A 13,398-nucleotide genomic window follows, 5' to 3' on the forward strand; every position below is an offset into this window, starting at 1 on the left:
TTATCCCGCGTTTCCGCCATGCGCAGGCGGGACCGGCGGCGCTGCGGCGAAGGTGCCGGCGATCTCTTCGGTCGTGAAGTCGATCATCGCCATCGACGCGAGCTCGGCTTCTTTCGGATCGCGCCGCTCTATCGCTTCGACCACGCGCCGGTGCGAATTCACTGCGCTTTCCCACATCCCTTCCCGCTCGTTGACGATCGGGTCGCCCGTCGACAGCGCCCCGCGAATGATCGCTGCCATCTGCTTGAAGAACTGATTCCCGCTCGCGACGACGATGCGCGTATGAAAGAGTTCGTCGGCTTCCTGATACCCCGGTTCGGCCGGACGGATCACGCGAAACGCCTCGAACGCGTCGCGCACCGCAGCGATGTCGGCGGCGCTGCCGCGCGCCGCAGCCTGCGCCGACGCCCGCGGCTCGATCAGAATGCGAAACTCGATCACGTCGCGCAGAAACACTGGATCGGGCTTCGCGCGAAAACGCCAGTTCACGACGTCTTCGTCGATCATGCGCCAGTCGCTCATCGGCCGGATGCGCGTGCCGATCTTCGGCCGCACATCGAGCATGTCGCGCGCGAGCAGCATCGACAGCGCCTCGCGCATGACGGTGCGGCTCACGTCGAACTCCTTCGACAGCACGTCTTGCGGCGGCAGTATCGCGCCGTACTTCTCCTCGACGATGCCCGTGACGAGCCCGTCCATCACCTTGCTGACCAGTGATCGATCTTTGTTTCCCTGTTCCATGACCCTCTCCCCGAAGCGGTGTTCGCCCCCGCGTAGCCTGTTGATAAACCGACGTTCTTTGTGTGTTTTATCGTCACGTGGTGTTCATCCACGATACGTTGCTAGCTTCACAACGGTTACGCCAGTTGGGACACTTCCTGACAGGGTTATCCCTCTGAAGAATTGTTTCTTCCATGTAACGCGCTACGTGCCAAAGGGCCACAAGCTTGCGTTTCAAGCATGCCTGCGGCCTCGACTTTGCATCGTGCGACGACGCACGTTGAGCGACAAATTGTCTGAACCGAAATGGTCTCGAATCAGTCATGGCTTTCCGCATACGGTGGACCCGGGTTCAACGTGTTCGCAGTGCGCGGATGCGGGCAATGCATGTGCCGCTGTCGGTGTCGCAAGTCGCGAACCGGCAACGGACCCATAGCGACCGCCGAAGAAAACGAGCGGTGCGTGTTCGCCAAGCGAAAACACCAACACCTCGCCGACGAACAACGTGTGGTCGCCGCACGGATGCCGGTCCACTACGCGCGCTGCGAAGCGGGCTGCCGCATGTTCGAGAAGCACTACGTCCGCAAGTCCGTCGACGCCGGCAAAGCGCGGCGCAAGCCGGCTCTGCGGCTCGCCCGCGAAGTGGCGGCTGTGCGCCTCCTGGGCGTCCGACAACACGCTCACACCGAACACCGCGCAGCCCATCAGACGCTCGTGCATGCGCGCGCGCTGTCCGACCGACACCACGATCAGCGGCGGCCTGAGCGAACCCGACATGAAGGCGTTCGCAGTCATCGCGTGCAGGTGTTCGCCGCTGCCGGTTGAGATCACGACGACGCCGGTCGCGAAGCGCCCGAGCGCGTGGCGAAAGCCGCGCTCGTCGAAATCCGCGCCTGCTGCGCGCGGCTCGTCAAGCCGAAGTGCGTCGGCGTGCATGGCCGCTCTCCTGACCGAAGCGATATGCGTCAAGCGGCTTGTGCGCGATGAAGTGAAACCACCAGGCGTCGCTGTCCTCTACGTCGTCCGGAATGCGCCGGCCGTCGCAACTGCCGAACACCGCATTGCACTGCAAGCCCACCTGCGCGAGTTGCCGGCGCTGTTCGCGAAGCGTGGTATAGACGATCACAATGCCGAAGTTGTGAGCCGCCGCTGTCTTGACCGAGTAACCACCGTAGTCGTGGTTCAGCTTCACGTTACGCACGTAATTCAACGTGCCGAGCTGGAAGCGGCGAATTGAACGCAGCGTGCGCCAGCCGAGTTTGAGCGGATTGGAGGTGAACTGCGGCAGCAGTTGCCAGATGTTCTCGCGATAACCGGGGCCGCCGCGATTGTGCGACGAGAACAGAACATAACCGCCCGGCCGCACCACGCGATTCATTTCTTCGAGGATCTTCACGCGACCGTCGTAGTCCACGCAGTCGATACCGTTCCAGCTAAACGCAGCCAGCCCGTAATGATTCGACGGCAGCTCCGACATGTCGCGCGCATCCATATGGCGCAAGTCGCGGCCGGGATAGCGCGACCTCGCAATTTCCAGCAGCTTTGGCGTGTAGTCGACGCCGGTGTAGTCGTTCGAGATTGCCAGCATCAACGCAATGGTGCGCCCGGTGCCAATGCCGATGTCGAGCAACGGTGTTGCTGCGCAGCGCGGCGCGAGCCACTGGAACGCCGCCTCCTCGCCGGCGTCGGAGAAGGTCTTGCCGGCGGCGAAAACGCGCGCCGCGTCGCGCGAATTCCACGCCACGCGATTGATGCGGTCGAGGTCGGATTGTGTATTCACGGCACTCCTCCAGCGTATCGGAGTGCGCCGCAAAAGTGATGAAGGTCGGCTTGCCAGACGGCGCACTGGCGAGCAGATCGGGACGCCGCGCCGTGAACGCCGAGGCGAGTGGCACGCTGTCCCACGAGTTTCATCACGCTTCTCCGGTCAGGCGAAATGCACGCGCATGCTTGACGAGCCATTGCGCCGCGCGCGTACGGGGCCCGCTGCAATGCGTCGCGACAGTTTCGCCGGCTTCGAGCCTGGCGGCACCAGACTTCTCGCCAAACTGGCTGCGATAGAAGTCCTCGAAATGCGACATCACGTTTTCCTGCGCGCTCGCGGACAGAATGGCGTGGTCGGTGCGCTCGCAAAAGAGCACGCGAACGTGGTTCAATCGCTTCAATCTGATGCCACGCACTCCGAAATATTTCTCGAGTTCTTCAACACCTTCGTCCAGCACGCCATAAAGAAGGCGCGTCTCGACGCCTCGCGCGTCGAGCGCCGCAAACGGACGACGCTCCTCGTTCGCGCCAAGCTGCAGTCCTGTAATTCGCTCGATACGATCGGCAAGCGTCGCTCGTAAAAGCGCTGCAACACGGGTCGCCAGTTCGCGCGCAACGGGCCAGCCGCCCGTCTGCCCTTTAACGACGCGCAGCCATTTGCGCGGCTCGCACATCGAGCGAAGATAGCTGCGCGTAGAGCCGATCGCCGCGACTCGCACGGTCGGCTTGCCGTTTTCATCGCAGATATTGCGCCACATGAATTTCTGCAGGTTGACGAGCATCGCGCCCGTCACCGCGGGCTCGCGCGATGCGGCATGAAGACCGACGTAGGCGCCCGCGCAGATGCCAAGCAGCACCGCACCGCGGTGGCCACGCGCCGTCAGCCAGCGTGCGGCGCAGGCGGCATCGTCAACGCCGTTCTGCGCGTATAGCGCGTCGAGCGTGACCGCATCGAGCGAAGGCTGACTGTCGCCGAGTCCGCCGAGATCGACGCGAAGCGAGGCAATACCTTGCCGTGCGAGACGCCGCGCAAAACGCACGCCGAGCCGCGCGTTGCCGATTCTGGACACCGCGCCCGTGTTGACTATCAGCACCGCGGGGGCGCTTGCGCCGCCGCTCGTCGCTGAATGAGCATGAGGCACGCAGTAGATGCCGAATAGTCTGCCGTTGTCGATCGACACGGGCGTTTCGGTCACGCCCGCTTCGACGATGTGGCCTTCGGCATCGCCTGCGTATGCACTCCCGCTCGACACCGCTGCAGGGCTGCCTGTCGAATCTCCCGCCAGCCAGTTCTCGACCGACTCGAACGCCGCGTGCGGTATCTCGCTGTCGAGCGCCTCCATCATGAACTTGCTGTATTCGTCGAAGCCCTGGCGCTCGACCTCGACGCCCTGCTCCCGATAATGCGTGACGAGTGCATCGACGCGTGCAGCGTCCAGCGAATCGAGTACCAGCACGCGCCTCGCGGGTGACGGCGCATCGCGCCGCAAGTCGACCGCATGCAAGCTTTCGATGGTTTCGCGATAGAGGCGAAAGCCGTACGCCACGACGTACTCGTCGGTGTCCGGCTCGGGCGTGCAATCCATTGCCGCGGGCATCGACAGCCATTGACGATATCCGGCACGCAACTCACGCTGATAATTTTTGCCGGACAGCACGGGCGAGAGCAGCACGAGACCGTCGACGTCGCCCAGTTCCTGAGCGGCAAGCGCGGCGAGTGTGCCGCCCAGCCGCAAGCCGCACAAGCTCACGTGCTCGATGCCCGTCGATTGCCGCAGCAACGCCACGGCCTTCCTGATGCTGTCGATCCACGCGCGCCAGAGGCCCGGCTCGCTTGCATCGCCTGCGGAGTCACCCGTGCCCGGATAGTCGAAGCGCAGTACCGGCACGCCGCGCATCGCGAGGCGCTCGGCGAGCCGGCGCATGCCACGGTAGGTGCAAAGCGCGTCGTAGCCGAATGGGTAGCAGAGCACCACGCCATGCGGCCCGGCTGCGGGATGCAACCAGCCGAACTGGCCATCGAACACTACTGGCCTCACGCTACGCTCCTCACAAGTCTTCTTTCGGACATTACAGCAAAGCCCGCCCCTCGCCTCTGTACGCCCCGCCACACTGCCGCGGGCTGCATTGCTTCTGCCGCTCTGCAATACGCAACCCACACGCGTCGTGCCGCCAGGCTGCCGACTCAACCGCCAGGCGGCATGCGGGCGCCAAGCGTCGAGCGTGTGGCAAGCAGCAGGTGGTACAAGAAGCGCGCGCGCAGCCGGTCGCGCAACGCGTAATGTTTCGACAGCAGAACGCGCCACGCGGCGCGCGCGTCACCGGCGCGCGCATACGCGGAAGCGGCGCGCGGTGCGACGCGCCGCAGCGCATCGTCGCGCGCGGCATGTGCGGCAGCGGGCACATCGCTCGCGCACAACTGCGCGAACGCGTGCATCGCGGGCAACGCATGCGTCGAGATCGACAAGGCCGTCTCGCGCGAAATGGAAACGAACTCGTCGACGAAGCAGACGGCTGCCGCCTGTACGCACAAGCGCAAACCGAAATCGAAGTCGCAGGCTTCGCCCACTTGCGCCGCGAGCCGATAACCGACACGTCGAGCGGCCAGCGTATCCACCAGATAGCCGTTGTTCGGGAACATCTGGTCGATGCCGGCGAGCGCGGGCACGGTGAGCCGCCCCGCACGCTCAGGCACGCGGCGGTAGTCGCGATTGAGCCGCGCGGTGGCTTCCGGCCGTGGCGTGCCGTCGTCGGCGATCACGCGCTGTTTGCCGAATGCGGCGGTCAATTGCGGATCAGTGCGCCAGCACGCATCGAGCGTACTCAGCGCATGCGGTTCAAGCAGATCGTCGTCGTGCAGCAACACGAGCCGCGCGCCGCGCGCGCGAGCGAAAAGGCGGTTCACATTGGATGCCTGCCCAAGCCTCGGGCGGTTGCGTTCGTAGCGGATCGGATGCCTCGCGCGAGCCCGGCAACGCTTGACCATCTGCGCCGTGCGCTCGTCGCTCGAATCGTCGCCGATCACGATTTCGAACTCGCCGTATGTCTGCGCCTCGCAACTTTCAATCGCTTCCTCGAGCAGACCCGGTCGATTGCAGGTCGGTATGCAGATCGAGATGAGCCGCGGGTTCAATTCTTTCGATTCCTTCACGCTGTCCTCGCGATGCCCGTTCACCGGCCGTATGCGGTCGAAGCTGATTTAACCGCGACGTAGAGCGCCCATCTGTACGCCCCGCCACACACGCAAGCGGCGCGCAAGCGCACTATGCAAGCCAGCGACAAGCCGACGCCCTCGTGCGGGACGCGCTCGTGGGTGCGGCTGCGCACCGACAACGCCCTGCACCAACCGCACCATTGCACGACATTCCCGCGGACAGCGCACCATGGAAAGAAGTATCGTCAGGAACATCGTCATCAACTTTGCAGGAGCGATTGCTCCGACGTTCATTTCCCTCGTCACGGTGCCCGCCTATATCCATCTGATGGGCGTGGAACGCTATGGCGTCATCAATCTGGTGTGGACGCTGATCGGCTACTTCAGCGTACTGGATCTCGGCACTAGCCTCGCCACCGAAAATCAGATCTCCAAAGCGCGCGCCGCTAACGACGACTCCCTCGAACGCATCTTCTGGAGCGCGTGGTTCATGAACCTCGGCACCGGCATCGTGGGCGGGCTCATCATTTACGCGGGCACGGTCGTCTACATCACGCATGGTGTGAAGATCGAGCCGGAATTCCAGCGCGAGGTGATGGCGAGCCTGCCGTGGATTGCGGTGGCCGTCCCCATTGCCAATGTGTCATGGGTGTTCGCGGGCGCGATCAATGGAGTCGAACGCTTCGCGAGCTTCAACGTTAATCAGACGCTTGGCACCGCGCTCTTCCAGTTGTTGCCGCTCGCGGCGATCTTCTGCTTCTCGCCATCGCTTGCCGTGGTCATTCCGGCCGCGGTTCTCGCACGGCTCTTCGCCGGTCTGATGCTCGGTGCCGCGGCGTTTCGTGCGATCGGCATTCGACGCGTGCGTATGCCGCAATGGCGTGTGATGGCCGAACTCTTTCGTTACGGCCGCTGGATGCTGCTCTTTTCCGGCGCCGGCATGATCGCATCGACACTCGACCGCGTGCTGGTCGGCGCGCTGCTCGGCGCGAGCTTCGTGACTTACTATGCGACGCCGCAGAACCTGATCACGCGTCTGAACCTGCTGCCTGTCGCGATGGTGCGCACACTGTTCCCGCGTTTATCCGCCGTGTCGCGCGCGGACGCGGACGCGATCGCGCATAGCGCGCTCGCATTGTTGAACGGCGCATTCACGCCTTGCCTGATCGTCGCAATGTTTGCGCTCAAGCCCTTCCTTGTCGTGTGGCTCGGGCCGACGGTGGCCGCTGCGGCGCCCGTCGCCTGCGTGCTGATACTCGCCGTGTGGCTCGGCGGGCAGGCGGGCATTCTCGGCATACTCATCCAGGCGCAGACCAGTCCCGCCGCTATCGCGGGTGTGAGTTGGGCGCAACTGCCTGTGTTCGCCGGCGCGCTGTGGTGTGGCATCCACTGGTTCGGCATCATGGGCGCGGCGGTCGTGGTGGTGTCGAAGGCGCTGTTCGACTACGGCGTGCTGCTTCACTTCGCCCGGCTGCACGTGGGCTCCATCGTGCGCAATATGGTGGTGCATCTCGCGTTTTTGCTGGTGGCACTCGCGCTCGCCGAGTCGATCAGCGCGCCGTCCTCACTGATTGCCGCCGCGCTCGTGCTGGTGTGCGCGAATCTGGCTCTGTCGCTGCATGGCTCCAGTGAATTGCGCGGCCTCGTGTACAAGCTCTGGACCAGGCTGACTTTATCCGCAAGCTGAAGTCTGATCACACCTTCACGACATATCGCTCAGGTCCACGGATCATTCGTGGACGTTGCACCTACGAAGTCACGCGGACCCGTTGAAAAATACGCCCGCTGTGTGCGCAACGCCGCGCTTACAGCGGCGCCGAGTGGCTCACACTTTCCGCCATGCCGACGCGAGCGGCGTCGATATCGCGCGTGGCAATGGTGGCGAAGCGGCGTGGCTGGCAACTCGCAAGCGTGCGTTCGTAGATCGCCAGATAGCCGTCGCTCACGCGCTGCACGCTGAACTTCTCGAGATCCTGCACCGCCCGTGCGGCCAATTCGGCGCGCCTCGCCGGATCGGTGAGAAGCCGCTCAAGCGCGTTTGCCAGCGTCACCGGATCATGCGGCGGCACGAGCACACCCGCCTCGCCGCCGTCGAGCATCTCCGGAATGCCGCCCACGCGCGTCGCGACGATTGCGCATCCCTGCTCGCGCGCCTCGCACAGCACGAGGCCCGCCGGTTCGTTGTGCGAGGCCAGCACAAACACATCGGCCTGCGCGAGATAAGCCCGCGGATCGGCAACGAAACCTTCGAAGCGCGCATGCCGCCCGAGGCCGAGTTGCGACGCGAGTTGCTCCATCGCGGCGCGGTCGGGGCCTTCGCCCACGAGATACAGCATCGCGCCGGGCACGCGCTCGCGCAGCGCGGCAAACGCGTGCAACAGGTCGCGGATACCCTTGCGTTCATACATGCCGGCGAGCGTCACGACGCACGGATGAGTCAGTAAAGGTAAGCGCGGCGCGATCGCGTCGGCGAGCCGCGGCGTTCCGAGCGCACCGTTACGCACGACGCTCAGGCGCGACTTCGGAATACCGCGCCGCTCCATCGCGGCAGATACCGCTTCGCTGACAGCGACAACGCGGTCGCCGACACGCATCATCGTCGCGCTCTTCTGAAATTCGTTGTGCACCGTTGTAATCAGCACGAAGCGTCGCCGAGGCACGCCAAAGCGCGCGATCAGCGCGCCCGTCATCATGTGTGCATGCACGACGTCAGGGTCGATCTGCGATACCAGCCTGTTGAAGCGCGCGACCATCGCCGGCACGCGCAAAGGTCGCGGCGATTGCGGCAATAGCACATGACGCACACCGTGCCGCGCGAGCAGTTCCTCGAATCCGCCGCCTCCCGAGGCCACCGTCACGTCGTGTCCGGCGCGCGCCTGCATGCACGCGAGATCGACCATTACATTGACGATGCCGTTGCCCACATTCAGCGCGTGATTGGCGAGATGGATGATTTTCATGATTTTCCTGCAACGTCGATAGAGTTGCGATGAGCAGCCGCGAGCGCGGCCTTTGACGGCGTGAACCGGTACATCAATGCCTTGCCGTGCGCGTCTTCTTCGACGAATACCAGGTATTCGCCCGACGCGAGACGATGCGCGGTGACGGGCATCGGCACGTCGGCCCAGCCGCTCGCCGCGCCGACTTCCTTGCCCGGTGTCAGACGGCCCGCTTCGCGCCCGCTCGCGCGGTCATAAATCCGCACGGCTGCGCTGCGCGTTTCGACGGCAAAGATGTAGTCGCCCGCCACCGCAAAGCCGTTGACCGAAAGCCATTCGGGCGGACCGCGGTCCGGCAGATCGATCAAATAGCGCAGCACCGGCTTGCCGGTTTTCCAGTGGTCGTAGCGGGCAAGCTGTGAACCCGCACTATTCCAGTTGTCCTGAACAAACGGCCGCGCGCGCGTCGAGCCGGAGACGAACAGTGTGTCGTCTTCGGTAAAATAGTTGAGCCGAGCGACGCGGTAAAACGGCGCAGGCACTGGGTATTGCCGCATCGCCGCGTAACGGTAGACCGGATTGCCGACGCGGTCGAATCCTTGCAGCGGGAAGCAGCGAATGCCGGCCGCCTCGGTGCCCTGCCAGACGTCGCCGCGACTATCCACCCACCAGCCTCGCATTGCAGGCGCATCGGCGCCGTTGCTGCTCTGATCGAAAGCAGCACGGGAGAAGTCACCCGCGCCCGTCACGTCGCGCCAGATCCACTCACCGCGCGCCGGCTGATTGCGCGGCCACGGACCGTCTATGTGCGATTGCGCGAACAGCCCCGACGGAATCGCCGTCTCGCGATCTTCGGCGAAACGATAGACGCGCAGATACGACGAATACATGTCGGTGGTGTACAGCAGCCGATGCCCGTCGATGTCGCGCACCATCGGCATACCCCGCTGGCCGCCCAGGTACAGATGAAAGTACGGATCGTACGGGTAGCGGAAACGGTCGGCGGTATAACCCGCATACGACCACTCGTTGCCCGGCGTGCGCGTGAGATCCAGCGTGAAGCGCTTGCTGCCGCTGTACACGGACGGCGGATTGCCGTCGACGAACTGCGCGCCGTCGACGAACAGCAGCCCTTGCAGGCTGAAGCGCTGCCGTCCATCGGGCGTATAGCTTTCGAGCAGCGCGCCGTCGTAGGTGCTCGGTCCGGTGCCGTAGGGGCGCGGACCGGCACCGTTCATCGACACATAAATGTTGCCCGCGCGATCCACGCCAACGCCAGTCAGACCGTTGAAACGCCGGGGCCCCGGCGCGCCCGCGCGCCCCGCGTAGATACCGCCTTTTTCCCCGAAGCTGGCCGTCAATTTCATGGCCGTACCCTGCTGCGTATTGGCCGCCGACGTGCTAGTCCGTGCGTTCGCGTCGCCGGTAAAGATCAGGATGTGCTGGCGCATGCCGTTGTCCGCGATCAACAGGCGTCCGCGTGCGTCGACGGTCAGATCCGCCGGCACGACGCCTTCAGGCAACGGCAATTCGCTGATGACTGCCCCATTGCGCGCATGGTGCACGACGCGTTGCGCGCCGTCTGTGAGGCTGTTCTCCAGGATCCATAACGAACCGTCGGGCGCGAGCGCAAGGCGGCCCGGCTCACGCACCGGGAATGCGCCGATTGCCTGCATGGTCTGCGCGTCGAACACCTGCACCCGGTTCTCGAGCACGTTCGAGACAAAGAGCCGCGTGTCGTCCGCGGCCAGACCACGAATCGCGTAGTCGGCCTTAGCGGAATAAGTGGCTATCAGCAGGTACGCCAGGCGGCTGCCGGGGGGGAACTTCACCTGCCCCGCGAACGGTACGCCGTCGCGAATGTCCGCGCGGCTGCGGCGCGAGATACCGGTCCACACTTCCCCCTCGCGTGGCGACGGTCTGTGCTTCGCGGTTTCGTTGCCGAGGCTGACCATGGTTTGTGCGACGTACACATACTCGTCGTTCGCGGCAATCGCGTCGCCACCCATCATTCCCCAGCCATGCGTCTCGCCACCGTGACGGAGCAGCTCGCCATTGCGGTACTGACCGAGTTCGCCACCGCCCTCGTCCCATGGTGCATTGGTGAAGACGTCGCCTTGCGGCGTGACGGCGATCGCCTGGATGTCGATCTGCATCCAGCGCTGATCCCCGTAGCCCCATGTATTGCCGATCCATGAAGTTACATAGGATGGCGAATGATCCGCACCGGTCGCCTGTGCGCTGGCTGCGGGGTTGCTGGCCGCCGCTTCGGTGGCTTCGGTCAAAATCTTTGCGGCCGCAGGCGGAGCTTCCAGTTGACCCGCAGAGACTTCACCGCCCGGCAACCGGGCACCGCCCGCGCCGTGCTCCGACTCGCCCGCCGCAAGCAGCACGACCAGCGGGAGCGCGAGAGCGCCCGCGCACACTAGCCGCTCGAATGTTTTGCGTGTGAGGCGTCGCATGGTTACCGGCGTTAGAACACGTCGATTGCTTCGCGATAGATTTGCGCGACCTGCGCGGCCACCACCGGCCTGTCGAAGTTCTCACGCGCATACTTGCGGCATGCCTCTTCGCCCGGCAACTTGAGCCGGCCGAGCAACGCATCGGCCATGCCTTCTCCAATCGCCTTGCAACCGCCGGACGGCAGCACCAGATCGCGCGACAACGGCGCCACGGCCTCAGGCAGGCCGCCTACCGGCGTCACCAGAACCGGTGTGCCGGCAGCAAGCGATTCGATCGTAGTCAGGCCGAAGCCTTCCAGCGATACGGTCGGCACCACCGAGAGGTCGGCCGCGCGATACCACAGCGGCACGGTCTCATCCGGCACGAAGCCGGCAAGCGTCACGTTGCCCTCGAGGCCGCGCGCGACGATGCGAGCCTGCAACTGCGACGCAAGCGGACCCTTGCCCGCAATCGTCAGCAATACGTCTGGTAGCAACGGCTTCACGATCGCCATTGCGTCGATCAGATCTTCGAGCCCCATGCGCGACACCAGACGACGCATGCAGAAAATAAGAGGCCGGTCCGCTGCGAGGCCGAGTTGCCGACGCGCTTCGAGCTTCGTCATGCCAGTGTCGAAGTGCGCGACGTCGACGCAGCCGGGCACGATGCGGATGCTGTCCTCACTCACGCCATAAGTCTCATGAAGCAGACGGCCGAATGCCCGCGACAGCACGATATGACGCGTCGCGCCGCGATACACGAATCGTTCGAGCGCGACACGCAACGCGCGCGATAGCCCGCCTCCGCCCCCGGGATATGACTCCGCCGCCCACGGTCCATGAAAATGAACGACCTTCGGCACGTTGCGAAACACGCCCGCAGTCGGCGCTGCATAAAGGGCGAAATGCGTCGCGACTATGTCAGGCATGCGCGCGGCCCGCAACACACGCGAATGCCTGCGGGAGCCCAGCAACCGCGCGCCGAGTTGCGCCTGCGCGCCCGCGAACGATTGCACGCGGCCACCCGACGCCTCGATCACGTCTGCGCTGCCAGCCACCATGCCGCGCACGTTCACCCCTTGAGCGGGAAGCGTATCCACCAGCGCCTGAAACATACGATCAAGGCCGCCTGGCCGTTCGTCGAACCAGTGCATGCCAATTTGCAGCGAATCGATCGGAACCGCGCTCATAGTTTCACCGGCTCAGTCGCGCATGCGGGCGGCAACGGTTGTGCCGCGCGGCGTGCATGCACCTGCTCATACACTGTCAGATAGCGCTCGGCCATGGCCTGCCAGCTCAGGCTTTTTGCCACCTCTCTCGCGCGCGTGCCTAGGCTTCGCGCGTAGTCCGTATCGCTCGCCACACGCATGATGGCCGCGCCGAGCGCCGCCGCGTCGTCAGGATCGTCGAGCACGACGCCGCTGCCCGGCTCGATCACTTCGGCACCTCCGGCGGTGCGCACCGTTATGACCGGCAAGCCCGCGGACAAAGCCTCCAGCAATACCAGCCCCATTGGTTCGTAGCGCGAAGGAAACACGAACGCATCGACCGAGCGCATCAGCGCGGGCATGTCCATCACCATGTCGGTGAAGTGCACGCGTGCGCTCAGTCCGAGCGATTCGACCAGCGCCGGATACGGACTGTTGTGCAGAATGCCCGCGACCGCGAGATGCACGTCGGCTGACGTATGGATCAGTGCGTGCAGCACGGTGTCGAGGTTCTTGCGCGACATGCGCAGATCGCCCGCGAACAACAGCATGAACGGTACTTGCGGCAAGCCGAAGCGCGCGCGTTCGCATGCGCCGGGCCTGAACTCGTCGACATCCACGCCGTTATGAATCACCTGCATGCGCGCCGCACCGACACCCAACGTCCGCACTTCGCCTGCCACCTTCTGCGAAACCGGCACGACGACCTCGGTATGGCGAAACGCCCATTTCTCGCATGCGATGTTCAGCCACGTATAGATAACCTGATACGCGTGATAGAAACTGTGCAGCAGACGAAACGGATAGAAGCCGCAGCGATACCAGCCGTCGTGCACGAAGTGCGCCGCGTTGACGTCGGAGCGGGCCCATGCAATGAAGCCGTTGACATGAACCACGTCGAACTCATTACGGTGAGCGCGAATCCACGCACCGCAGCGCAAAGCGAACATCTGATACTGAACCAGCCGTGTCGGCAGGCGACTCGTCGCAACGCGCACGAAACGCACGCGCGGATGCGCGACCAGTTCCGCGACTGCTTCTGTGGCAAGCAGCGTCACGGTATGCCCAGCGGCCAGCGCCGCCTGCACGATCTCGTAGTTCACGCGCCCTTGCCCATCGTTCTTGCGCACGACATGGGTAACGATGAGAATTCGCATCCCGTTGTCCTTCAT

General features: G+C 64.3%; 10 protein-coding genes. 1 reads left to right on the forward strand and 9 read right to left on the reverse strand.

Features of this window, described 5'->3' with window-relative positions; all coding sequences use genetic code 11:
• The 5 genes from BCA01S_RS00300 to BCA01S_RS00320 form a co-directional block, all read right to left on the reverse strand.
• Complete coding sequence (locus BCA01S_RS00300) at window positions 1-741, reverse strand: FadR/GntR family transcriptional regulator (RefSeq protein ID WP_027775222.1); 741 nt, start codon at window positions 739-741, stop codon at window positions 1-3.
• A gap of 300 nt (window positions 742-1,041) precedes the next feature.
• Window positions 1,042-1,656, reverse strand: a complete 615-nt coding sequence (locus BCA01S_RS34285; protein ID WP_084166709.1) for a flavin reductase family protein — start codon at window positions 1,654-1,656, stop codon at window positions 1,042-1,044.
• Window positions 1,631-2,500, reverse strand: coding sequence for a class I SAM-dependent methyltransferase (locus BCA01S_RS00310; RefSeq protein WP_027775223.1), 870 nt, complete (start codon window positions 2,498-2,500; stop codon window positions 1,631-1,633). The genes BCA01S_RS34285 and BCA01S_RS00310 overlap by 26 nt, the downstream gene beginning before the upstream one ends.
• A gap of 133 nt (window positions 2,501-2,633) precedes the next feature.
• A complete protein-coding gene (locus BCA01S_RS00315; RefSeq protein ID WP_027775224.1) occupies window positions 2,634-4,523 on the reverse strand; it encodes a serine aminopeptidase domain-containing protein in 1,890 nt (629 codons plus the stop codon).
• Window positions 4,524-4,669: 146 nt separating this feature from the next.
• Window positions 4,670-5,635 carry a glycosyltransferase family 2 protein gene (locus tag BCA01S_RS00320; RefSeq protein WP_244145924.1) on the reverse strand — a complete coding sequence of 322 codons (966 nt, stop codon included), beginning with the start codon at window positions 5,633-5,635 and terminating at the stop codon, window positions 4,670-4,672.
• Between the two features lie 232 nt (window positions 5,636-5,867).
• Between BCA01S_RS00320 and BCA01S_RS00325 the strand changes: the two genes are divergently transcribed.
• Window positions 5,868-7,325, forward strand: a complete 1,458-nt coding sequence (locus BCA01S_RS00325; protein WP_027775226.1) for an oligosaccharide flippase family protein — start codon at window positions 5,868-5,870, stop codon at window positions 7,323-7,325.
• Window positions 7,326-7,443: 118 nt separating this feature from the next.
• On the opposite strand, the gene BCA01S_RS00330 is transcribed toward BCA01S_RS00325, so the two are convergent.
• Genes BCA01S_RS00330 through BCA01S_RS00345 form a run of 4 tightly spaced genes read right to left on the reverse strand, consistent with a single transcriptional unit; the run spans window position 7,444 to window position 13,383 of the window.
• Entirely contained in the window at window positions 7,444-8,598 is a 1,155-nt protein-coding gene (locus BCA01S_RS00330) for a glycosyltransferase family 4 protein (RefSeq protein WP_027775227.1), read from the reverse strand.
• Window positions 8,595-11,039: an NHL repeat-containing protein gene (locus BCA01S_RS00335; protein WP_052369391.1), complete on the reverse strand. Its 2,445-nt coding sequence runs from the start codon at window positions 11,037-11,039 to the stop codon at window positions 8,595-8,597. The genes BCA01S_RS00330 and BCA01S_RS00335 overlap by 4 nt, the downstream gene beginning before the upstream one ends.
• Window positions 11,040-11,050: 11 nt before the next feature.
• Window positions 11,051-12,208 carry a glycosyltransferase family 4 protein gene (locus BCA01S_RS00340; RefSeq protein WP_027775229.1) on the reverse strand — a complete coding sequence of 386 codons (1,158 nt, stop codon included), beginning with the start codon at window positions 12,206-12,208 and terminating at the stop codon, window positions 11,051-11,053.
• Entirely contained in the window at window positions 12,205-13,383 is a 1,179-nt protein-coding gene (locus BCA01S_RS00345) for a glycosyltransferase family 4 protein (protein WP_027775230.1), read from the reverse strand. The genes BCA01S_RS00340 and BCA01S_RS00345 overlap by 4 nt, the downstream gene beginning before the upstream one ends.
• Window positions 13,384-13,398 lie beyond the last annotated feature (15 nt).

It is taken from the genome of Paraburkholderia caledonica NBRC 102488 (genome assembly GCF_000685095.1).
Taxonomy (GTDB): Bacteria; Pseudomonadota; Gammaproteobacteria; order Burkholderiales; family Burkholderiaceae; genus Paraburkholderia; species Paraburkholderia caledonica.

Coding starts and splice junctions, on each gene's coding strand:
- BCA01S_RS00300 (WP_027775222.1), bottom strand. CDS start 741: ATGGAACAGGGAAACAAAGATCGATCACTGGTCAGCAAGGTGATGGAC.
- BCA01S_RS34285 (WP_084166709.1), bottom strand. CDS start 1,656: ATGCACGCCGACGCACTTCGGCTTGACGAGCCGCGCGCAGCAGGCGCG.
- BCA01S_RS00325 (WP_027775226.1), top strand. CDS start 5,868: ATGGAAAGAAGTATCGTCAGGAACATCGTCATCAACTTTGCAGGAGCG.
- BCA01S_RS00330 (WP_027775227.1), bottom strand. CDS start 8,598: ATGAAAATCATCCATCTCGCCAATCACGCGCTGAATGTGGGCAACGGC.
- BCA01S_RS00335 (WP_052369391.1), bottom strand. CDS start 11,039: ATGCGACGCCTCACACGCAAAACATTCGAGCGGCTAGTGTGCGCGGGC.
- BCA01S_RS00340 (WP_027775229.1), bottom strand. CDS start 12,208: ATGAGCGCGGTTCCGATCGATTCGCTGCAAATTGGCATGCACTGGTTC.
- BCA01S_RS00345 (WP_027775230.1), bottom strand. CDS start 13,383: ATGCGAATTCTCATCGTTACCCATGTCGTGCGCAAGAACGATGGGCAA.